Here is a 426-nt window from a genome sequence, read left to right as displayed (position 1 = left end):
GGCCCGTGATGCGGATGCATTCGGCAGCGGGAGACATGATGGAAAGCCTTCATGTCAGCGTTGCGCTCGGTTGCCTAGACGGCCGGCACGGGCGCCGACTGTCGTTTGTCACAAAAGCTTCATTGAGAAAAAATGGTGCGCGGCCGCGCGGCACGGCTGGCTATACTCGGGCGAGGCAGAGCGCCCACACGAACGACAGGAACGACACGAACGACACGAACGGAGGCATCGACATGGGCATGCAGAACTGGCTGGTGGCGATAGCCGCCATCGCGGCGGGTAGCGCGGCGCCCATGGCGTCGGCCTGGGCGGCGCCGTGCGTGGAAGTGGAGGTGAACGGCGAACGCGCGCCTTCGTACGACTGCCTGACCGAAAAGCTGAAACCCACGGGCGGCGGCCCGGCCGGCAAGGGAGAGTCGACGATGT

General features: G+C 65.5%; 1 protein-coding gene. It reads right to left on the bottom strand.

The features are described from left to right. Positions 1-160 precede the first annotated feature (160 nt). On the bottom strand, positions 161-426 hold a 266-nt coding region (locus AB4Z42_RS28435), incomplete at its 5' end, for a hypothetical protein (RefSeq protein WP_442012587.1).

The organism is Mycobacterium sp. 2YAF39, from assembly GCF_052114565.1.
GTDB lineage: Bacteria > Actinomycetota > Actinomycetes > Mycobacteriales > Mycobacteriaceae > Mycobacterium.
Note: the sequence above shows the minus strand (reverse complement) of the source record. Positions and strands in the feature narration are given on the sequence as shown.